Annotated in this window: 20 protein-coding genes; 8 read left to right on the top strand and 12 right to left on the bottom strand. The window is 54.0% G+C overall.

All coding sequences use genetic code 11. The features are described from left to right. The gene (locus JMJ04_RS20345; RefSeq protein ID WP_201372251.1) at positions 1–1,218 is read right to left on the bottom strand and encodes an MDR family MFS transporter; all 1,218 of its coding nucleotides are present in this window, start codon (positions 1,216–1,218) and stop codon (positions 1–3) included. Between the two features lie 234 nt (positions 1,219–1,452). Here JMJ04_RS20345 and JMJ04_RS20340 point away from each other — a divergent pair, with 234 nt between their 5' ends. Then, positions 1,453–2,262: a carboxymuconolactone decarboxylase family protein gene (locus JMJ04_RS20340; protein WP_201372250.1), complete on the top strand. Its 810-nt coding sequence runs from the start codon at positions 1,453–1,455 to the stop codon at positions 2,260–2,262. A gap of 184 nt (positions 2,263–2,446) precedes the next feature. Here the strand turns inward: JMJ04_RS20340 and JMJ04_RS20335 are convergent, their stop codons facing one another. The 6 genes from JMJ04_RS20335 to JMJ04_RS20310 all read right to left on the bottom strand — a co-directional run bounded on the left by JMJ04_RS20335 (position 2,447) and on the right by JMJ04_RS20310 (position 7,468). Continuing rightward, positions 2,447–3,211 (bottom strand): class I SAM-dependent methyltransferase, encoded by a 765-nt coding sequence (locus JMJ04_RS20335; protein ID WP_201372249.1) that lies wholly within the window; start codon positions 3,209–3,211, stop codon positions 2,447–2,449. A gap of 110 nt (positions 3,212–3,321) precedes the next feature. Further along, entirely contained in the window at positions 3,322–3,603 is a 282-nt protein-coding gene (locus JMJ04_RS20330) for a WD40 repeat domain-containing protein (RefSeq protein ID WP_201372248.1), read from the bottom strand. A 9-nt stretch (positions 3,604–3,612) separates the two neighbouring features. Further along, positions 3,613–4,566: a WD40 repeat domain-containing protein gene (locus JMJ04_RS20325; protein WP_201372247.1), complete on the bottom strand. Its 954-nt coding sequence runs from the start codon at positions 4,564–4,566 to the stop codon at positions 3,613–3,615. Between the two features lie 108 nt (positions 4,567–4,674). After that, positions 4,675–4,977, bottom strand: coding sequence for a hypothetical protein (locus tag JMJ04_RS20320; protein ID WP_201372246.1), 303 nt, complete (start codon positions 4,975–4,977; stop codon positions 4,675–4,677). A gap of 572 nt (positions 4,978–5,549) precedes the next feature. After that, positions 5,550–6,371, bottom strand: a complete 822-nt coding sequence (locus tag JMJ04_RS20315) for an alpha/beta fold hydrolase (protein WP_201372245.1) — start codon at positions 6,369–6,371, stop codon at positions 5,550–5,552. Positions 6,372–6,379: 8 nt separating this feature from the next. Continuing rightward, complete coding sequence (locus JMJ04_RS20310; protein WP_201372244.1) at positions 6,380–7,468, bottom strand: RRXRR domain-containing protein; 1,089 nt, start codon at positions 7,466–7,468, stop codon at positions 6,380–6,382. Between the two features lie 596 nt (positions 7,469–8,064). On the opposite strand from JMJ04_RS20310, the gene JMJ04_RS20305 reads away from it, so the two are divergent. Further along, on the top strand, positions 8,065–8,700 hold the full coding sequence (locus JMJ04_RS20305; RefSeq protein WP_201372243.1) for a TetR/AcrR family transcriptional regulator: 636 nt from the start codon (positions 8,065–8,067) through the stop codon (positions 8,698–8,700). Between the two features lie 166 nt (positions 8,701–8,866). Then, a complete protein-coding gene (locus JMJ04_RS20300; protein WP_420799488.1) occupies positions 8,867–9,880 on the top strand; it encodes a hypothetical protein in 1,014 nt (337 codons plus the stop codon). 155 nt (positions 9,881–10,035) lie between these two features. Here JMJ04_RS20300 and JMJ04_RS20295 read toward each other — a convergent pair whose 3' ends face one another. Beyond that, entirely contained in the window at positions 10,036–10,830 is a 795-nt protein-coding gene (locus JMJ04_RS20295; protein WP_201372241.1) for a class I SAM-dependent methyltransferase, read from the bottom strand. 36 nt (positions 10,831–10,866) lie between these two features. Next, positions 10,867–11,457 carry a Clp protease N-terminal domain-containing protein gene (locus JMJ04_RS20290; RefSeq protein WP_201372240.1) on the bottom strand — a complete coding sequence of 197 codons (591 nt, stop codon included), beginning with the start codon at positions 11,455–11,457 and terminating at the stop codon, positions 10,867–10,869. Between the two features lie 412 nt (positions 11,458–11,869). Here JMJ04_RS20290 and JMJ04_RS20285 point away from each other — a divergent pair, with 412 nt between their 5' ends. From JMJ04_RS20285 to JMJ04_RS20275, 3 genes are all read left to right on the top strand, one after another. Continuing rightward, on the top strand, positions 11,870–12,112 hold the full coding sequence (locus JMJ04_RS20285; RefSeq protein WP_201372239.1) for a ferredoxin: 243 nt from the start codon (positions 11,870–11,872) through the stop codon (positions 12,110–12,112). 114 nt (positions 12,113–12,226) lie between these two features. Further along, positions 12,227–13,483: a cytochrome P450 gene (locus tag JMJ04_RS20280; protein ID WP_201372238.1), complete on the top strand. Its 1,257-nt coding sequence runs from the start codon at positions 12,227–12,229 to the stop codon at positions 13,481–13,483. 241 nt (positions 13,484–13,724) lie between these two features. Beyond that, entirely contained in the window at positions 13,725–14,258 is a 534-nt protein-coding gene (locus tag JMJ04_RS20275; RefSeq protein WP_201372237.1) for a PadR family transcriptional regulator, read from the top strand. 109 nt (positions 14,259–14,367) lie between these two features. On the opposite strand, the gene JMJ04_RS20270 is transcribed toward JMJ04_RS20275, so the two are convergent. After that, positions 14,368–14,592, bottom strand: coding sequence for a hypothetical protein (locus JMJ04_RS20270; RefSeq protein ID WP_201372236.1), 225 nt, complete (start codon positions 14,590–14,592; stop codon positions 14,368–14,370). Between the two features lie 742 nt (positions 14,593–15,334). Between JMJ04_RS20270 and JMJ04_RS20265 the strand changes: the two genes are divergently transcribed. Continuing rightward, entirely contained in the window at positions 15,335–17,368 is a 2,034-nt protein-coding gene (locus JMJ04_RS20265) for an APC family permease (protein WP_201372235.1), read from the top strand. A 35-nt stretch (positions 17,369–17,403) separates the two neighbouring features. On the opposite strand, the gene JMJ04_RS20260 is transcribed toward JMJ04_RS20265, so the two are convergent. Continuing rightward, positions 17,404–18,108 (bottom strand): response regulator transcription factor, encoded by a 705-nt coding sequence (locus JMJ04_RS20260; protein WP_201372234.1) that lies wholly within the window; start codon positions 18,106–18,108, stop codon positions 17,404–17,406. Then, on the bottom strand, positions 18,101–19,792 hold the full coding sequence (locus JMJ04_RS20255) for an ATP-binding protein (RefSeq protein WP_201372233.1): 1,692 nt from the start codon (positions 19,790–19,792) through the stop codon (positions 18,101–18,103). Before JMJ04_RS20255 ends, JMJ04_RS20260 begins: the two co-directional genes overlap by 8 nt. Before the next feature lie 157 nt (positions 19,793–19,949). Here JMJ04_RS20255 and JMJ04_RS20250 point away from each other — a divergent pair, with 157 nt between their 5' ends. Continuing rightward, positions 19,950–21,293, top strand: coding sequence for a PD40 domain-containing protein (locus JMJ04_RS20250; protein ID WP_201372232.1), 1,344 nt, complete (start codon positions 19,950–19,952; stop codon positions 21,291–21,293). Positions 21,294–21,312 lie beyond the last annotated feature (19 nt).

Raw genomic sequence — 21,312 nt, 5'->3', positions numbered from 1 at the left:
TTATTCCTGCACGCCGACATCGGCCAGGATGGTCTCTGAACTGCTGATGGCTTGCTCTGGCCGATCTTTGGGACGTGTGATGAGCAGCACGCTCGCCGCTGCCAGCGTTCCTAGTAGAGCGCAAAGGAGCCATAAACCAGTCGTGCTCCAGGTAAAAACAAGTGTACCAAGCAGAGGGGCCAGGATCAGGCCGATGCTCCAGGTCATACCCCAGGCCCCCTGATAGCTCCCTCGCAGATGCGCTGGCGAGAGATCTGCTACATAGGCGGTCGTGACCGGTCCCTGGACTATTTCGCCAAGTGTCCAGACAACCACAGCCAGTGCCAGTAAGGGAATAGTGGGCGCGAACGCGAACAAGCCAAAGCCCAGCCCTATGAGCAGAAAGCCAAACGCGATCACAGCAGGCCTGGGGAAACGGCGAGTTATGGCACTAATTGGCAGTTCGAGGAACACAACAGCGAGGGCATTGACTGAAAGCAATAGTCCATAGACAGTGTTCGATAATCCGAGCGCCTGAACCTGGAGAGCCATAGTAGAGAGGTGTTGCAGATAGACAAAGGCAACGGCGATCCCTGCTACCAGGAGGAGGAGAAAGCCGCGATCTGGCAATACAGCCTGGAAGAAATTGCTTTGCCTGGATGACGGCTCTGCCTGTTTGCGGGCATCAGCGGGAAGGGCAAAGAGGATGAGCAGGCCAAAGATGACCGAGGTCAAGGCATCACCAATAAAGAGCAATATAAACGAGTGGCTGGCAAGGATGCCCGCGACTACTGATCCCGCGGTTACCCCCAGGTTAATCGCTAATCTATACAGGGCAAACGCACCCACCCGCTGCTCGGATGGAACGAGGTCCGCGATAAGCGCACTGGAAGCTGGACGATACAGCTCCGTCGCCAAGCCCGCCAGGGTAACAAGCACAATAATCAGCCACAACACTGTTGCCTGCGATAGCACAAGCATGGTGGCGGCTGAAGCAAACATAGAGAGCATAATTGTATTTCGCCGCCCCATTCGATCCGCCAAATAGCCGCCAAGAGCAGCAGCACTGATGCTGCCAATACCATAGGCGCTGGCAGCCATACCCGCCTGGGTAGCGGTATAACCTTTAGTTGTCATGTAGAGGATGAGGAAGGCACTGACAAAACCACCAATACGATTAAAAAAGGTGCCTATACATAGAACCCAGAGTGAGCGAGGAAAGTTGAGTGCTTTCTGCATTTTTAATGGATTTCCTAATTTTTCTATTTCTATCTTGCCCCTGACAAAGGAGATGTTCCGCGTGTCCAAAGATGCGCTGAAATAGCCATGGCATCATTTCCACCAGCGAAGCGAGCAAACGCTATTATACGCCTTGAAGAGAAGCGTGTCTAGCGGTTTTCGGACATGACCAACATATGTGGATGTGATATTCTAGAAAGGTCTAACCAAGGATAGAAAGAAGAATCTTATCGTATGAATGAACAAAAAGTAGATACATTTGATAAAGTAACACAGGATGATGACCGCTATACGCGTGGAATAGCTATTCTCCAGAAGGTCGGCGGGGAGAATTATGACGCCCCCATTCGCGCCCTCGACGACATCGCGCCTGCGCTGGGTCGTTTCACTGTAGAATTTGGATATGGCGATGTTTTAGCGCGCTCCAATCTTGATTTGAAGACTCGGCAGATCTGTACTGTGGCTGCCCTGGCGGCTCTGGGTACCGCGGCGCCCCAGCTCCGCTACCATATCCATGGGGCGAGGAATGTTGACTGGAAACCTGAGGAGATTGTCGAGATCCTGATCCTGGCGAGCGTCTATGCTGGCTTTCCTGCAGCCCTCAACGGTATCACAGCAGCCCGTGAGGTCTTTGGGCAACGCGGAGACAAACCAGCGGTTGATAGCGGCACAATGACAGGTGACCGCTACGAGCATGGCATGCAAACGCTCCAGCGCGTAAGCCGTGGCTCTGGCGCGGCTGTGGTCGAAAGCCTCAAGGATATTGCCCCCGATCTGGGACGCTTTATTATCGAGTTCTCCTACGGTGATGTCATCGGTCGTCCCGGACTCGACGACAAGATCACGGAACTCGCGACCGTCGCTATGTGTACCGCCCTTGGCACAGCTCAGCCCCAACTCGCGGTCCATATTAGTGCCGCCCTCAATGTTGGTGCGACGAAAGAGGAAATCGTAGAAGTCATCATACAGATGGCAGTCTACGCAGGTTTTCCGGCGGCCCTCAATAGCATCAGCGTCGCCAGGAATGTCTTTAAGGAGAGATAGGAAAGTGGGGAGACACTGTTAAAGCACGCATCTACATACACGCGTAATATATATTAGCAGCGTCTCCCTTAAAATGCGCGTCAGACTGGCCTGCTACTTACGTTTGTGAGCTAGAACCAGTTGCTCTCTGTGGTACATCCACAACAGGCAGCCTGTCATAGCTTGAGCGATTTGATGCATAGATTTAGCTACGCCTCTGGCAGACATAGATCATCGCGGGTGACGTAGCGGTCAGAGGATCTTGTTGCCAGTTACCATAGCAGGCATGAATCTGAAATCCATTGTAGAAGAGCAAGGCTTCCATCTCTTGTGGGAAGACGTAGCGCAGGTCCGTGTGAAGGGTCTTCTCCTGGCGCTGACCATCTGGATGGAGGAACGTGAGTTGACGAGTATAGTGCTGGATCTGGGTCATGGGATCATAATATTGCTCTTCGGTGGTTAGAAGTTGTCCCCCATCAGGCAGCGTGTACTTCAGTGGATCAGGATGGCGGACTTCCAGGAGATTGCGTGGGGTAGGATTGCGTGTCTCAAAGAGAAAACATCCCTCCGGCTCCAGGTGTTCCCGGACACGCGCCAACATCGCTTCTTGATCCTCTCGCGTCAGAAAGAATTGGAAGACATTTTCCAGCATGTAGATGAATGGGAAGCGCTTCTGGAGGTGGAATGTGCGCGCATCAGCCACCACCCAGTCAATCGAGACGCCCTGCTGAATAGCTTTCTGGCGGGCCCGTTCAATCATCTCTGGCACTATGTCCACGCCTGTGACCTGGTAACCTTCCGCAGCCATGCGCAGGGCAATACGCCCTGTTCCACACGCCAGGTCAAGCAGCGGTCCATCAAGCGAACACGCCCATTGCTCGGTCAATGGCCAATCAGCATAGTAGCCCTCATCCTCTAGATCAAAGGTCTGCGGGTCGCGGAACTCTTCCAGGTTATCATGATCAAGCATTGAGTCCTCTTTCATTATGCTCTACAGGTTAGATAGATACACAAACGTTGTGTTTGTGCTCGTGAGAAACTTCATGAAAAAAACCAGAACACCATCATAATCGCTTGTGCTTAGAGCTGAGGCGCTTCCCAGATTTGGATTGTGTGATCAGCAGAACCAGAAGCAAGGAAGTTGCCATCAGGCGACCAGGCTACCGACCAGACAGTGTCGCGATGTCCCTGGTACGTTAAGAGTTGTGCCCCTGTCTGCGCATTCCATACCTGGACCGTCCAGTCCGACCCGGCAGCCGCGATCCTGGAGTCATCAGGCGACCACGCCAGCCCGTTGGAGCTTCCCCAGTGTCCCTGGCAGGAACACATCTGCCGATTCGCGGCGATATCCCAAATCAGCACGGGAGAAGATTAGCCAGCAAAACCATCGCCTGGGATGCCAGCACTCAACGAAATTGCCAGGCGCCGACTGTCGGAGGCCCAGGCCACATCTGATACATTCATTCTGAACTTTTCGGTCTCGGAGATCACAGAGTAGCGTGGCGGTTGGTACGTCCAGATCTTCTTGCCACGGGAGATATCCCACACGTCCACCTGATCCGTGATCACCGCAAGCATCTGGCCATCGCCTGACCAGGCCGTCGTCCGGGCAGTGTCTGAGAGTGGATATGTGGCCAGAGGTTTTAGATCGCTCGCCCGCAACACAAACAACATCGCCTGATTCTCCGAGATGAACTTACTTGTTGCGAGAGCGGTGCCATCAGGCGACCACGCAACGCCACCATAGAACTCGCCAAGGCTCTGGTGTTGCTCGACAGGGGCAAAACGCTGCACGAAATGTCCGCTCGCTGCTTCCCAGATACTCACTCCATCAGCATTCACGGCAGCCGCGATCCAACGACCATCGGGAGAGAGCGCAATGTTATTGAAAGATTTGTTGGTTTTCCCAAAAATATCATCATTGGGAGAGGGAGGAGATATGTAAGTCCGCATCACCTGGCCGGTCGCGATCTTCCAGGAGTGCAAGATGCCGCTCAAACATTCCACGAGTGAAGTATTGTCAGACGACCACACCAGCTTTCTCATCCCATCCAGAGATGAATAATGTGACCCTACGATAGAGAGCACCTGGCGGCGCGTCACATGTGGGTGGGTAAGCCAGCCCAGATCCAGGCCCACTGCACTGCCAACCACCAGTAATCCGCTTAGATTCACCACGCTGGTCAGCGCGTGTCGCCGGGATATGCGCGTGTCTGGCACTGGCCGCTGGTCAGCCTTCATGATCCATTGCGTTGGATCTGGAATAAGCAAACCAAGCGCCGAGAGCAGTAGGGCGCTACCGGTCAACCAGAAACCCGCTTGCAAGTCCCCTCCGCGGAGATATTGCAGGGTCTCAGGGGGAAACAGCGGAAAGCAGAAACTACTCATGAGCACGAGAGATACACCAACAAGGAACAATGACCAGACACGCACTCAACGAAGATGCACCCAAAATAGGCGCATAATCCCACATCCGAGCAGCAAGAGCGCCGTACAGGGGACCAGCCAGAGCAGCGCGAGTGCGCCCGGCGCCACGCCCGACAAAAGGATCAGATCCTTGCTGGCGAAATCGAGCGCTATCTCCCAACCAGATGCATTCGGGTAAGCGAACCATGAGGCAGTAAATCCATACAGCACGAGTAGCGAACCCAGGGGCGTCAGCAAGAGCAATTTGCTACCTTGCCAGGAATAGCTCACCTTATCCTGCCAGGAATAGGTCACGGTCTTTTTTGACATATAGTTCTCCTTAGCTCACGCGTGAGCCTCGTTGGACGTTTTAGAGATAGTGTTAAACCTCATCACAATGAGGATTTTGTTCCTATCTGTAGATCCTCCATTTTTCTCGTTTTACCTCTCGATTTCATAATCAATCGATATAATCAGCTATCCGGCTTTCACCGGCTTCGAGCAATTCAGAAAAGGAAATTTCAGGAAAGGCAGATAAGAAATCGTTGAGATCTCTTCTGTAATTCTCAATGATGCTTGAGGCTTTTCGCTCTTTGACAAGTTGCTCAATGAAGGCCCGTGTGAGCGGAATTTCCGCGACCTTTGGACAGCACGCCCAATTTACCTCTTACATATCTGGCTCCTCCTTGTTCACGGTCGCTGTTGCTATTTAGCATATCACAGTAATCCCTCCTATTCTTGCAATGGTCAACGTTGAGTGTAGATCTGAGCCAAATTGCGCGGATCGATGCTCGTCGCAGTTGTAACAATGGGAATGAGTTTGGGAGCAGTAGGAGAAGCGGGCGATGGCGTGGGTGACCACGTGTCTGCGCGATATCTCGGCACGCGGTCACCCTTGCACCCTACGTGAGAGGTATCTCGGCAAGCACCTCTTGCAACTTCGCGGCGAAGGCCCTTGGATGACTGATGTAGCCCACATGGTGCCCGGGAAACTCCACAACGGTCGTCTCTAGCTTGTCCGCCATTGCGACCGCATTCTGGTATCCGACATACGCTCGTCCGCTCTCTCCAGCAGCAATCACGAGCCGAGTCTGAACCAAGGCGGATCTGAGTGCGGTGAAATCAAACCGGTAGCGGTCGTACATGGCAAATTCCCGCTTCAGTAAGAACATGGTGTTCTGGATGGGTCGCTCCCCTTGTTCCGGCAGATCGGCATCCGGCTCCCGGTCGTTGTAGCTCACACCGATCTGTGCCATGAATTGCTGGACCGCCGAAGTCGCACCCTCACGGTGAGCAATTTCTCGGATGGTATCATGGCGCTCTTCTAGCCCAGACAACAGATGAGACGGAGGCTCGTGCGCGATCAGTGTGCGCACTTGTTCGGGATAGCGTGCGACCAGGTCGAGCCCGACGACCGCACCGCCGCTGCTCCCAAACACATACGCCGGTTCGGACGTGACCGCAGCCAACAGGTGGTGGGCATCGTCACTATGCATCTCCACCTGCTGTTCTTCCTCTGGATTATCGAGCGTGCTGCGGGAGAGGCCCCGCCGGTCGTAGGTCACAACGGTGTACTGGCTGGCGAGGTGCTTGGCGACGCCGTTGAAGGCACGGGCATCGCCACCTCCGCCGTGGATCAGAAGTAGGACGGGGCCAGAGCCGCGTACCTCGTAGGCGAGATGTGCACCAGGCACGCGCAAGGTGCCGCTTTTCGTTGAACTCATCTAACAAATCAGCTTTGTGGAAACCCCTGGCTTGAGCTATGGGGAGGCGCACAAAGCCGCTCCTTTCTCTCCTTTTGGGGAACGAGCCAACTGCGCCATGCCACCCATGTCTTGATAGCACATGTTGCAGGCTTGGCTCCCTGTGTGAGACGTTTGTTCGTTCGATAGGCATGTAAGCTTACCGTTTGCTTTTTTCGATCAAAGCCACCTACGGTACACAGGCCATATTTGGGATGGCTTACCAATGTTCCACGCTTTAATCCAAGTGAGCGGGTGCCTCCATATGGCTTACGCACGCCTCCCTTTGAGGCTTGTAGGCGATGCAATTGGCGACGGTGTAATACCGCTCCGATAACATACCAGAGTCGTTGACAGGTTGGCGTTGTTGCTCCACTGACTGAAGCTGCCAACACCCAACTATCTACCGCATGGCTCTCAAAGTGTTGCTTCTCCTTTTGTTTGGTTTTCTTGAGGCTATACTGCTCGCGTAATTGTTTGGTTTCCCATCCCTGTTTCGAATGCACCTGTAGCCCCATACGAGTAAGTAACCGATACAAATGGTCTTTTCCAACCTGGATCGGACTAAATGAAAGATTCCATTTCCCTCCTTTCCCATTTCTCGTTGCCGCTTGCACATCCTCTACCACAGCATCAGTCAAAGGCAGAATGCCTTTGAGATGTGCCACAATACGTGCTTTGGCTTCCCATCGGCTTAGCGTGGAGGGTGGTATGCGCTTTTTCCGATTGAGGCGATTGTTGAATCGCTTTGGACGACGCCACTCCCGATGCCGACGTGCCCGACGCATGGTTCTGCGCGTTTCCATAGCATCTTCCACGTGCGTAGGAGCTTCCACCATCAGATTGATTACGGTGTCTTTGCTGCCAACCACACTGAATCCCTCAAATTTGCTACCAGGATCAATCCCTACCACAAGAGGTTGATTCTGTGGTTCTTGCTCGTAGCACAACTGGACAAAGAAGAGGCCAAGCCGATTGCGCTTTGGGCGTGCCTTGCCACTCTTAAATAAGTGTCGTGCTTTGGCAGATGTACATGGCATTAACGCCACCCCACGACTATCTACAACAGGTATTCGCATAAAGGATTTCCTTTGCTCCTGGTCGAGGCCAGGGTAATATTCCCCTTCGTGAGAGCAGGACAGACTTAACCCCGCAGGGTGCCAGCTTGGGCGCGGCTAGAAGCGGTTCAAGCGAGGGGGGGACTCGAACGTTCTTGAAAACTAGCCCATCCCGCGACTGCTACCGAAGTAGCCCACTAGACATGACTTGCATTGTCTCAGCCCTTCGACAAGCCCCTGCCTTTCGGCATGGGGTTCATGACTTCACTTCCTCACTTCGTTTCTCTGTCTCAATAGATTCTACAAACAATGTGTTGCTTCGCCTCTGCTGTTCGAGGCATCGCTGTCCCTCCTCCTATAATTGTGACTGACTTAGTCAGTCACAATTATAGGAGCTCACATCCAGATTGTCAAGAATTCGGCGGAGAGGATCAATCCAGCAACGAAACTGTATTGGGGAGAAAGAACGTGGTGAGCGCATGTGCAGGGTGATGTGTCAACACTAGGAGTTTTTTTCTGATCAGATGGTATACTCCCCGAAAACGTTTGACAAAGATGGGCTGAAGAGATATATTTATCAATGAAAGAAATTTTCATTCATTGAAAAGGATAGTGGAATGCCTCGAACGCCAGAAGCGAATCAACGCATCCGTGAAGCGCAGCGCGCAAAGATCCTGGAAAGTGCCAGGAGCGTATTTGCGCGCAAGGGGATGGAAACGACGATCACGGATATTGCCGCTGAAGCTCAGATTAGTCTTGGACTGGCTTACCGCTACTTTGCTGACAAGGAGGCGATCTTCTCTGAGCTGGTCAAGCAAACAGTACCAGACGATTCTGCCGGGTTCCAGGAACTGGTGGAGATGCCTGGAACACCAGGGGAACGTCTTGCTACGCTGATTTCGAGTATCGTGGGAGCACGCGGGCAGCGCGAACCACTTGAGGCCCATCAACTGCTTCAACATGCTCTCGATGCTGAGGCTATGCCCGAAGAGATACGCGAATCGCTCGGCAAACGCTATCAAATGCTGTTGGCGACGATGAGACAACTGATTGTCGAGGGCCAAGCCACCGGCGAGGTTGTGCTGGGCGACCCGGATCAACTGGTAGCGGTGATGAGCGCCTGTCTTGATGGCCTCACCCGTTGGGCTCTACGAGATCCAGAAAAATTTCGCACCTATGTTCCTGATGCTCAAATCGTTCTGCGACTTTTTCAGCCCTTAACAGACGAGAAGAAAGCCTCAGAACAATCGTAGAGCAGCTTGCTTGGAGGCTGAAGGGAGTATCGCTTTAGTGGATACTATGTCCTGATGTTCTCCTGTCCTTTTCTTTTGTTTTCGTGTATGAAGCAAAAAAGTGTTCGAAAGGAAAACGTGTATGAAGCTCAATAACGCCGAATCAGTCGTACAACCCAAACGATCCCTGCGAGTCAAAGGCATCGGTTACGACACCGGATTCAGTGTCGACGGCGTCACCCGCCGGCCGTTCGACCACGAGGTCGTCCGGCGCGAGCTGCAGATCATCCACGACGACCTACACTGCACCGCAGTGCGCCTGTTCGGCGATGACCTGGACCGGCTCGAATTCGCTGCGAGCCACGCTGCCGACCTGGGCCTGGAAGTCTGGTTCTCGCCGTTCACCTATCAGTTCGGCCCCGAGGAGATGCTCAACCTGCTCGCCAACGGCGCGGAGCGCGCCGAGCGGATCCGCCGCCGGGGAGCCGAGGTCGTGTTCGTCACTGGTGCCGAGCTAAGCCTGTTCAACAGCGGGTTCCTGCCGGGCAACAGCCTCGAGGAGCGGACCGGCCGTCTGCTCCGGCGCGAGCCGGGGATGCATGAGCTGCTGGCCGGGCTACCCACCCGCATCAACGACTTCCTCGCCAGGGCCGTCACCGTGGTCCGCGAGCGGTTCGGTGGCAAGGTCACGTACGCCTCCATCCCGTTCGAGGGCGTCGACTGGACACCATTCGACATCGTCTCGGTCGACCTCCACCGCTCGAAGGAGATCGCTCACGTCTTCCAGCAGGGCGTCCGCACGCTGGTCGCGCAGGGCAAGCCAGTCGCGATCACCGAGTTCGGCTGCACCACCCACCGCGGCGCGGCCGACCACGGCGCCCGCGGCGGCGGAGAGATGATCGAGTTCGACGGGACCACCCCGGTCCGGCTCAACGGCGACTACATCCGCGACGAGCAGGAGCAGGCTACTTACCTGCGCGAGTTGCTGGACATTTTCACCGTCGAGGGCGTCGACGCCGCCTTCGCGTGCACCTTCGTCTGCTACGGCTGGCCGCACCGCAGCGACCCCCGCGAGGACCTCGACATGGCCAGCTGGGGCGTGGTCAAGATCCTGGAGAACCGCCTTGGTGACACCTACCCCGACATGCCCTGGGAACCCAAGGCCGCCTTCACCGCACTCGCCGACTACTACCACGGCTGATCACCTCAGGGCTGGACCAGCGATACCAGGCGCGTTTCTGATGTGATCTGAATAGTGCCCACAGGTTGCGTAACGAGATGCACTCAAGGAAAGGAGAAAGAAAAGCCCGTCATGCGGACGACGTATGACGGGCTTGCTTTTTCACATCAGAGCAGTCACTTGATTCCGATGCGAACTCGGTAACTGAAATACCAGGGAATGGGTTCGGACCCGATATGTTGGAGCACGGCCTGCCTGAGGCGATCAAACCCGATCTCCTGTTCGGTGAACTGGAGCTGGTGGCTGAGCGCACTGCTCTGCATCATCTCAAGAAACCGTGCAGCGTCTCCCTGCTCGATATGATGAAGCAATACCTCACGAGTGAAGCGGAAGTGAGCGCTCTCGCGCAGGGGGTCGAGAGATTTGTTCTTCGGCCAGATCTTGAAGCTCTGAGCCAGCCCGCGCTCTCGGACAAGCTCCATTAAGCGCAAACTGCCCTCCTGGGCGAGCGAATCAAGCTCCCAATGGATTGCTGGTAGCGCATCATAGTCATACGCCGCAAAGAGTCCTCCGGGTCGCAGAATCCGAGCAATCTCGGCCAGGGTCGACATTGGCTCCATCCAGTGGAACGATTGGGCTGCAGTGACGATATCCGCACACCCATCAGGCAGACCCGTCTGATGAGCAAGCCCCTCTCGATACTCGATATGTGCCGCATAGGGATGGCCCTCGACTTTGCGCACAGCCTCTTGACGCATGTCGGCATTGGGTTCGATCCCAATCACCCGCTCGGCCCGCTCCCCCCAAATCGCGGTTGACAGTCCGGTCCCGCTGCCCAAATCCACCACCAGAGCGTGATGCGGCAGGTGAATCAACTGCGTCAGCAGATCGAGCAAAGCTGATGGTGGTGTTGGACGCGCCCGATCGTAGCTGCTGGCTTTGCCAGTCCAAACATCACTCGTTTCTGTCATGCTGTTATCTCCTTCCGTTTTTAAGCAGGGGAAGAGCTAGCCGAGAAGCTCGAAAACCTGGGCACGTACCTTTCCCAAAATCCCAAGAGTATCGAGAATATCCGCGCCGACACCGCCACCATCGCGCACTATTCCCAGCAGAATATGCTCGGTGCGAACGTAGGCACTTCCCTGACGCTCTGCTTCGTCCAGCGCAAGTGAGAGCACCTTGCGAACTCGGGGCACGTAGTCAATTTCCTCCTTGACAGGTTGGTTTCCACGCCCAATTTTCTTTTCAACAGAAGCACGGACAGGATCAAGTGCAACACCCAATTTTTCCAGCGCCAGGGCTGCGAGGCCCTCTTGTTCACGTAACAAGCCCAATAAGAGGTGCTCGGTCCCGATAAACTGATGATTAAAGGACAGCGCCTCCTCGCGGGCGAGGGAGAGGACATGCTGGGCATGCTCATTGAAGCGACTGAGATGTTTACTGGGTATCCATGTCGGCTGATAGCACTGTAAAGCTTGAAACAGCAGTTGGTTGAGGACGCTGGTGATCGTGCGATCCTCCGTCTCGGCGATCTGCGCCAGTTGCTCATAGAAATGGACTGGAATTTCGATACGCTGACGATCCTTACTGGATGGCATATAACGGCTCCTGTTTCTGTTCGCCTTTTTGGTGAATATGATGGTATTTACGGTGGTATTTCCACTCTTGATGGTACCATGGTAAATACCACCACGTCAAGGGGGTGAGTTTTTATCCGAAGCCAGTCCATTTCCTCGCATTCCTCTGGGTAGATACTCACAGCATACAAAGCAAGCAAGCTCACTTTTTTGCGGATAGGCCTAGATAGTTGACATAACAGCTCTTCTTGCCGTGGCTAAAGAAACCGGAAAAATGCTCAGAATCGACCATTAGGCGCTGCCCCTACACGATCGGGTGTTCCTCCCTCTCCATTTCCACCCCTAACGTTCCCTCTCATCACCTTGCCCATTGCCTCTCTGATATATTATTATTACCTATGTCAACGTAACATATCAGAAAGGAGGTGATGACATGCGCGTGATCGCGTATACCCAGAAGTGTATTGCGGGCGGGAACTGTGTGCTCGCCTGCTCCGACGTTTTTGAGCAGCGAGACAGCGATGGCACTGTTCATGTTCTCAACGAGCGACCTTCTCTGGAACTGCTGAAAAAAGTGCGACAGGCTGTGGATCTCTGTCCGGGTCAGGTCTTCAGCATTGAGGGCGAAGCAAACGATTCAGAGCTCATTGTTGTAGAAAATGACCAGGCGGTCTGATAAACGAAGGGCACGGTATTCACCATCGCCCACGGAACTCGCTTGTGAAGATTCCCTCATTTCAGCAAGATAGTGATAGAAACAGGCAAATTCTAGATTGGAGCAAATAGCCCTATGAGTAACGAACAGGATGTCAACGTTCAGGTGCCGGAGGCGCAGCAGGAAGCAGCACCGCTCCATTTCCCGTTTCCGCTGGCTGATCATCGTCTGGAGCTACCCAAAGAGTATACGGAGTTGCAAGCAACGTGCCCGGTAGCGCGTGTGAAGATGCCCTACGGCGGTGATGCGCTTCTGTTGACCCGCCATGCAGATATCACGAAGGCTGCAAACGATGCGCAGCGCTGTGGCACGATTCTCCGCTCAGACGGCGATGTGCCGCGCATGGAGGTCTCGCCCCGTACACGCGAGGGTTCGCTCTTTACGGTGACACCTGAGCGCCACAACCAGATTCGCCGCCTGGTTACGCAGGCCTTCACCGTCAAGCATGCTAACGAGATGCGTCCGGGGGTGGTCACGCTGACCAATCGGCTGATCGATGAGATGGAGCGCAAGGGACCGCCAGCAGATCTCTACGAGGACTACGCCATCAAAACGCCGATGGCCGTCATTTGTGACCTGTTGGGCATTCCCTATGAAGATGAGAAGCTCTTCCGCGAATGGGGGCGCGATCTGCTCTCGCGCACTGCCACCTCAGAAGAACAGCAGGAGCGCTGGCAGAAAATGGTGCAGTATATTATGCCCCTGATCGAGAAGGAGCGGGCCAATCCGAGCAATACCGTCCTGGGTCTGCTGGTAAAGAACCACGAACAGGGCGATGGCGTGCTTACAGAGCAGGAGATGCTCTCGTTCGCGCTTGGATTGATCGCCGCCGGTTTTGAGACGACCAGCACGAGCTTTACCAATTCCGCTTTTGTGCTGTTTCAACGCCCAGATCTGCTGGAACAGTTGAAAGCACGCGTCGATGATACAGAAGCGATGGCTTCCGCGATCGAGGAGATTCTGCGCGTTACCCTGCTGGGTGCGGGAGGTAGGCCGCGCATCACCCGCGAAGAGGTCGAGTTCAGCGGCGTCCATGTCCCGCCGGGCGAAGTGTTGGTGCTGCCCTTTAATGCCGGCAATAAAGATCCATCGGTCTTCTCTAATCCAGACGTGGTGGATTTTGATCGCACGCCAAATCCCATCCTCAGCTTTGGCCGTGGTATCCATGCCTGCCTGGGTCAGCAACTGGCGCGTATGGAGATGCAGGTGCTCTGGACGACGCTACTCAAACGCCTGCCGAATGTGCGCCTGGCGGTCGCTCCGTCTGAGGTGCCCTGGCGGTCAGGCGATACAGCGACCACCGGTCCGGCTCATCTCCCGGTGGTCTGGTAGTAGTTGCTCGCTTGTCCATCTCTGATTTTCCTTTCTGCTCTTGAAAGAAAGTGTGGTAGAGAGGCTGAGGTTATGGTATAACCTTCGGAGATCGCATCGAAAGACTGCGCAAGCTTGCTATGGGCTCACGTGCAGCCCTACAGATTTTGCCCATAGAAGCGGGCAAAACGATCTCAACACTCCAGAAAGGCTAGCGCAGTCTTTCTTACTCTTTTGTGGAATATATCGGGGATGGACGTCTATGCTTGCGGATATGCTTATACTTGCCGCGCTTCTTTCTCGCCCAATGCATGGATATGAGATAAAGAAGGCTTACGATCAGACATTGGGCGGATTGGTAACGCTGCACCATAATCAGCTCTATCCGGCGCTACGGCGTTTTGAGGAGATGGGTGTGGTGCGGCGCGAAGCAATCGAGCAACAAGGAAAGCCCGATCGCCACATCTATCATTTGACGGACCACGGTCTGTCCGAACTGCGCGAGATGCTACGCGACTTCCCACACGCAATCGCTCGCAACGATATGGACTTCTATGTGCGTTTCGCCCTCTTCGGCTTCCTGGAGCCTGAGGATCGCGTGAAGATCCTGCAAACGCGTATACAGGCACTCCAGTCCCTTATCCTGGAAAAGGGACGATACCAGAAATATCTTGATTCCCCCATTGTGGGCAAAGTACAGCCCTATGTTGAAAAATTGAATGCTTTCAATGATCAACGAATACGTGCGGAACTTGAGTGGCTGGCGCGAATGATCGAACAGGTGCAGTTCCCTTAAGGTTTATAACAGGCTCCAGGCAGAACCTCCCTTTTCTGTGGTTCGCGGAACCATCCTCGTATCCAGCCAACCTGGAAAAGATTCTACAAGATCATGGCTCCTGCATGTTTTACCCCAGGCGACCCATCACCGGCAGGCTGATACGCTTCTGTAGTGTGACATATGCCTCCAGAGCTTCAGGCAGGATAGTAGGCATATCATACGTAGGCTTGAGCTCCCACGCGGGATCGGTATACCCTCCATAGGAGTCCAGTTCCCAGTCTGAACCTGCGACACGGTAGATCCGTTCTGGGTCTACCAGCTCATCTCCAACATAGAGCTGCCCGGCACGCATGCTTGCACCACTCAGGTGGAGAAGGCCTTGCGCGTGCCCACGCAGTGGACGGGGTCGCCTGGCAACCATTTCAAGGTCGAGGCCACACTCATCATCTCAGCCCAGGAGCTTTCTCAATGCCAAGCGGGCGGAGCGCGAGACCACAAAGAAGCAGTCATGGTTCATGCCAGGAACGTGACTGGCGCACCAACCGTTTTCCGAAAGCAAGCATCCCCTTTCTCGTTTTCTCCATCATCAAGCTCATCTTCCACCAGCGATTTACTCGGTAGGAATTCATACGCTGAAAGCGCTTAAAAGCGCGATCTTATTTGATCGAGGATTGTTGCCAACGTTAGCTCAATTGAGGTACACTTCTAACATGTGTATTCCGTATCTGACCAAACACCAATGGCGTTTATTTTGCATCTCTTGCGGATGGGGTAAGAAGTCTTTAATTAACGCTCCATTTCATGGGCGAAACGAGGAGAAAGGCAGCTGTAGCCTGCTTGAAACTGACTGTCAAATTGACAGCAATGTGCTTGGTCAAAAGTAGATACGGTTTAACATATATAGACAATTTGCAGCCTCAATGAGGGAAATAGACCAGTTTGGCAAAGTGTCGAGCTGGGCTTAAAATGGCTTGTATGCTACACTATGTAGCATGCGTGAGAGCCTTGCATGCTACATCTAGCAAGCATGCAAGTTTCCTAGAGGAGGGCAAGCCTCCTCGCATCATTCTCGACCAAAAGGATGACAGTTCGACATGGCACAGGAATCTGTGGCTTCAACAACATCAGAGGTAGGACATGAGGGGAGCGAGCATAATACAAAAAATATGCTTGGCCCTTTACTCTGCTGGGCAGTAGTCTTTGCAGATATTGGGACCTCGGTCTACTACACACCTGGAATTCTCTATCAAACCGTTCACGGGCTCGCGGGTTTCTTTGTATTCTTGACGATGACCGTTTTTGTGTTGCTTACATTAAAATATGCAGAGGTAACACATCGCTATCCACAAGGTGGCGGCGTCGTGACGGTGGGTGCGCAAGCTCTTAACCCCTGGTTTGGTGCGCTGGGGGGTATGTTTATCCTGGTTGACTACTTTCTGACCGCAGCCATTAGTAGTCTTTCCGGCATCCAGTACCTGAGCGTGGTTCTTCCTACGCTGGCACCCTATATCCTTTGGGTCACAGTTGCCGTCGTCATACTCCTTGGCGTCCTCAACTGGGTGGGTATCAGTGAAAGCGCGAAGGTGAGCCTCTTTGGCGCAATTATTGCCTTTATTAGCGATATCGCCATCCTCGTCACCGTCTTTTCCCACATTTCATTTGGCGAGTTTTTACAGCTCTTCCCAAAAATGTTTGCCAACCAGCATCTGACCGGGTTAGCCCTGCTGATTGGCTTTGCGAACGCCTTTCTGGCCTTCTCGGGTCTGGAGAGCATCTCACAGCTCTCCCCTGTTATGAAGCGCCCACATAAGAAGGTTGCGGGACAAGCCCTTTTTCTGGTGGTCATCACAATTGGCCTTACCAGCCCACTCCTGACGCTCTTCTCGACACAACTACTTCCCTCCAATATCCTGACCAATCCGGATACCTCTGGGCAGGTCATCTCACTGCTGGCAGGCAACTGGGGCAGCGTTGTGCTCCAAACAGAGGTCGCTATCAGCGCCAGCGCACTCCTGGTCTTCGCTAGTAATACGGCGATCATCGGCGCCTATCATGTGTTTATGGCCCTCTCGCGTATGGGCTTCCTGCCTGAAGTCGTCTTGAAGCGCAATAAAATACGCGATACGCCTCACTTCTCTATCGCCCTGGCAACCTTTATCCCGGTCGCGATCCTTATCGCCGTCAACGGTAACATCAACCTGCTGGGCGATATGTATGCCTTCGGCCTCCTGGGTGCCTTTACGCTCACCTGCCTGGGCCTGGACGTGGTTCGCACACGTGATTGGAAGAAGGCTCGGGCCGCGCGTCAGCAGCGTCTAGCATTGAGCACACAAGGTAATGGCCACGCTAGCGTTGGCAGCATTACTTCGACGCACGATTTGCAGCTCTCGCAGGTTGAAGCGCTCAGCAATACTGATACGCCCCTCAGGAATGGCTCCAGCCTTCCGCTACAAGAAGTGCAAAAAGAGACGCATGGCTTGTGGTTTAAGATCGATTATGTCCTGGGTATTCTGACCACTCTGCTAGTTGCGATTGCCTGGGTAACTAACCTGATCTTTAAGCGCGATGCCACGATCTTCGGTGGCAGTATCACCATTGTAGGTATGATTATTGCCTACCTCTATCATGCGCGCTCCAGGAGAGTCACTGGCCGCGTCACTGTACCAGTGGTGGTCACACGCATCGAAGAGCGGATGCCCAACTCGATTCTGGCCATTCTTAAGCCAGGCGATCCACGTAATGAGGCGGTTATCCGTGCCGCAGTCAATAATAATGAGCAACATCGTCCGGTCGTCTTCCTGTATCTGAGTGATGCGAAAGCGCGGCCTCATACGCCTCGTATGATGGAGATTGTTGATCCGTATCTGGATGATGAGCAGGCTAAAGAAGCCTTTGGCAAAGCCGAGAGCATGGCACTCAATGCCAAGTTGCCTGTCCGCAAGTATGTGTATCTGCAAGGGCAGCCAGAGCTTGCCACACAAATCTGGCAGATGCTCCATCCAAAGGATACGCTCGTTTCGGCAGCTGATGTCGAGGAAAACGAAAAGATCAAAAATATCAATCCAGATCGTATTCGCTACGAAGTTACACCCGAAGGCAGAGTGGCCCACCTGCTCAAGCGCTGGTAGGCCAGCATGTTGCCAGTCAATGGCTCGTTCTCGCTCTATTCGGGCTCCTCGCTGTTAAAGCGATAGCCAACACCCGAGATGGTCAGAATAAAACGAGGATGGGCCGGGTCTGGCTCGATTTTGCGCCGCAACTGCCCAATATACACATGTAAATAATGTGCCTCTGTGCCATACCCCGTTCCCCATACCTGCGACAGCAACATCTGACGCGTCATGATCTTGCCCGAGTTACGGATCAACGCCTTCAAGAGATCATACTCGGTCGGCGTCAGCTTCACTTCTTTTCCCTCAACCTGCACCAGGCGCTGGGAGAAATCCACGCGCAAAGGGCCAGCCTGAAAGACGGGTTCCGTTCCCACCTTGACCTGGGCTGAATGCCGTAAGGCCACACGTACACGCGCAAGGACCTCATTTAAGCCAAAGGGTTTGGAGACGTAGTCGTCTGCCCCCAGGTCCAACGCCTGTACCTTGTCACGCTCTGTATCCTTTACAGAAAGCACTATGATGGGCAGGTTCGATTGCTCCCGCACTTTTCGGCACACCTCAAGCCCACTGATTCCAGGCAGTCCCAGATCAAGCAAGATAAGATCCGGGCGATGGCGCGCCACCTCTTCCAGCGCCTCTTCGCCACTGGAGGCAGAAAAGACTTCATAGCCATAAGCCGTCAGGCTTCTTTGTAAGGCACGCACAATCTCAATTTCATCATCGACTACAAGTATACGAGCACCACTTTTATGCATAGTCCAGTTCTTCTCCCTTTGTCAGTGGCAAGGTAAAGCGGAAAATCGCGCCCCCCTCAAGCCTGTTCTCGGCCCAGATGCGACCTCCATGCGCCTCGATTAAACCACGACAGACTGCCAGGCCTAATCCCGTTCCCATTGTACTACTACTGGAGCGCCTGGTTCCTGATACACGGTAGAATTTGTCAAAGATACGCTCCAGGTCGCCTGGAGGAATGCCCGGTCCATAATCACCAATGCTTACAAGCATATTCTCATCCATGACTTCGACCGAGATTTCAATGGGTGAGCCAACAGCGGTATAACGTGCCGCATTCTCCAGCAAATTCGTGACCACCTGGTCCAACTGTAGGTAGTCAATCTGAACAGGGGGTAAATCCTCTGGAAGCGAGGTCCGGATCTCGCGCCCATCTAACGTTGTCTGCATATGCCCCAGCACATCGTGAATAAGCTCATCAATAGGGTACCACTCCTTCTCCGGATGGAGCGCCCCGCCCTCGATGCGCGACATATCGAGTAAATTGCCTACCAGGCGATTCAAGCGATCAGCCTGCCGCTCTATTGCCTGAATAAAACCCGCTCGCTCCTCTTCACCCCATGAGACATCTTCTTGGAGTAGACTGCTGGCCGCAGCTTTGATAGAGGCCAGAGGCGTGCGCAAATCATGGGAAACCGAAGATAGTAGTGCCGAGCGCAAGGCGTCGGTGCGTCGTAATAGTTCAACCTGCATGCTTTCACGTCGGAGGCGCGCCCGGTCAATAACCGCCGCCGCCTGGTCCATAAAGGTCCAGAAAAACGCGGCTCTCTGTGAGAGTTGCTCACCTCTTCCACGCGCACGCGTCCCCAGCATAAATTGCTGTGGATCCTCATTCATCAACAGGCGCACGACACCAACGCTGCGCTGTCCCAACATCAAGGGCAACATACGAATGTATCCCCGCTTTGAGGCGTCGGCATCCATCCTGCGACGATACCAGTACCGGATAGGGTCACGCGCCGAGACCAACGCATCGCTATGGAGGTCAATCACCTTTCCTTCGCGCATGGCCGTCATGGCCGTCACCTGCTCGTCAGGTACTAATTCCATGACTGTACCTGGTGTCTGTTTTACGTCGGCATGTAAAACAAACTGATTCTTCTCATTGGGGAGAAGAATAGCACAATCGCGTACACCTGACGAGGCAAACTCGCGCACAACCGCCTGGGCCACCACCTGGAGCTGGCGCTCCATACTCGCCTCATTCGTGGTAGCGCTCACCAGTTCATACAACGCACGCGTCTCACTTTCACGCATTGTTGCCTGCTGGGCGCGCTGCCGCAGGGCAGCCGCCAGCTGACCAGTAAAAATAGCCGTGACCAGAAAAATGAAGAGCGCTAACCATTCCTCAGACTTAGCAATGGAAAAAGTATAGAATGGTGGGACAAGAAAATAATCAAAAGAAAGGAAAGCAACGACAGAGGCCACCGTCGCGGCATAGAGTCCCCGCGTACTTGCCAGCACCAGCACAATAAGTAAATAGATGAGCGAGACGTTTGGGATCGTTGGATACAGTCTAAGAAGGTAGAGACAAAGCGTCACTGCCAGAGAACTCAGAATTCCCAGGCATGAGTCGATGATATAAAGCTGTCCCTTCTGCCCCTTATCCGCTTTGAGGAACAAAAGTTGTTCGATTATTCTTTTCATAGTGATAAACCTATATACTACACACAACCCCCATCTAGAGCCACAGCGCAACCTCACAATTGACTACCAAAAAGAAGCATAGCACATCTCAGAAGTAACTGTAAGCCCTGGTTAAAACGCTCTTGACCACGCGGCCCGTGGCGCATATACTGCAAGCATGAAACGACAAGATCTGGCGCTTCTCGCCCTCCTGCTACTGCTGGCTAGCCTGCTCCTCATCGCCTGCCAACCTGGGCATGATGGAACAAAGATCATTGGCTATCTCAAAGATGGACAACTCTGGACGGTTGACGCCAATGGCGCCAATAGCTTCGCCATCGCCAAACAAGATGTGCCAGTCATCGGGTATAGCTGGTCGCCCAATCATCAGATTGTGGCCTTTCGCACGCTCGATACGGACTTCGCACTTACCCCGGCAGCCAGAAGTGTCCTGGCAGAGCAGAGGCTAGGTGGCATAATACAGGATGCCCCTGGCGCCGTCAGTACCGTTGGAATCGATGGTGGCACGCCCATAGTTGTCGCCTTCTCAAACACCAACGCACGCTATAGCAATGCCACCTGGAATCCATCTGGGAATCGCCTCCTGCTCCGCCAAACGAGTGTAGGCGATACTTTTCAGGCTGGCAATGCCACCTGGTGGCTCACCCAAAACGATCAGCCCGGTGGGATCGCCGCCAAAATCTTCCCCACCAGCTATGCGTTCCCTTCTTTCGGCTATACGAATGATCTTGTCGCGGGAATTGCTGATAAAGGACTCTTCACCACAACCCTGGCTGGCACACAACAACGCGTGCTCACCAACCAGGAACTCACTGGGCATCCCCTTCCTGCTGGACTCGAACGCGTGCTCTGGCAACCACAACACCAGGATACGAGTCTGCTATATGCGCAAAGCATGGACTCTCAGCCCGCATCTTCTGGACACCCGGCACAGGTACAATTGATATTGCACTCTCTAAAGGGAGAGCAACGCGTGCTGGCAACCTGTGCCTGCACCCAGTTTGCCTGGAGTCCCGATGGCAACGCGATTCTCTATACAACCGGTACCTCGTTTACTATTTTACCTCTCAACCAGCGACATGCATTCAGCTTCCATGCCGATCAAGAGAGCACGCCCTCCTGGTCGCCTGATGGCCGCTTTCTCTTGCTCAATAGTCCACACAGCCTGATACTGATAGATGTCGCCCATCAACGTACCCAGACCCTCCTGAGCAGCACCGCTGATACAGAGAAGGGCCAGTTAGGAAACGCGGCCGATAGCAAAGCGCTGCTCCAGCCCTTGCCCAATAGTCCCTGGGCAGCCGATAGCCAGCATTTCCTCTTCCTGACGCAGCAGCGTCTCTCCTGGCAGGGGAAACGCCTAGCCCAGGGAGAGGGTCTTTATACTGTATCCCTGACACCTGATGGAGGTCTACAAGGGGTGCCTACCCTGGTCGCAACGGGCGCGATTAGCCAGCCCGGCTGGACCTACCAGGACCCAAATACCTCCTTCTTGTTTTAAACAGGACAAGGAAAACAAT

Source organism: Ktedonobacter robiniae (assembly GCF_016587375.1).
GTDB lineage: Bacteria > Chloroflexota > Ktedonobacteria > Ktedonobacterales > Ktedonobacteraceae > Ktedonobacter > Ktedonobacter robiniae.
The sequence above is the reverse complement of the archived record's forward strand: the minus strand, read 5'-3'. Positions and strand labels throughout refer to the sequence as shown.